This window comes from Mesorhizobium sp. M2C.T.Ca.TU.002.02.1.1, from assembly GCF_003997225.1.
In genome coordinates this window covers 1-413 of record NZ_RZTO01001561.1, presented here as the reverse complement: position 1 = coordinate 413, position 413 = coordinate 1, and the positions used below count along the sequence as shown (strand labels likewise).

The 413-nt window shown below is 61.5% G+C and carries 1 protein-coding gene; it reads right to left on the bottom strand.

Translation table 11 applies throughout. The annotated features are described in order from the left end of the window. Nucleotides 1–20: 20 nt before the first annotated feature. Nucleotides 21–413: NUDIX domain-containing protein (locus EOD07_RS37280; RefSeq protein ID WP_127238556.1), on the bottom strand; the 393-nt coding region annotated here is incomplete at its 5' end.

Below are 413 nucleotides of genomic sequence, written 5' to 3'. Positions count from 1 at the left end.
ACCCTACTGAAGGCTGCGGATCATCCGGCGCCTTGCTGCCTGGCAAAATCTGACAGCATCGGGCGCTGCCCGTTGAGGATCTTCACTTCGGCCTCGGGCAAGGTGAACCAGCCTGCTCGGTCGACTTCCGGAAACGCCTTCAGGGATCCCGATCTTGGCGGCCATTCCATGGTGAAGCTGTTGCTCTTGATGGTGGTCACGTCGATGTTGATGGTCGCCTCGACAGACCAGGCCGAGACGATCTTGCCGCCCGGTTGCCTGTAGTCGCCGAGCCGCGCGAACGGGCCATCGACCTTGACGCCAAGCTCTTCCTCGGTCTCGCGTTGCGCTGCCGTCAACTCGTCCTCATTCTCGTCGACAAGACCCTTCGGTATCGACCACGCACCATCGTCCTTCTTCGCCCAGAACGGTCC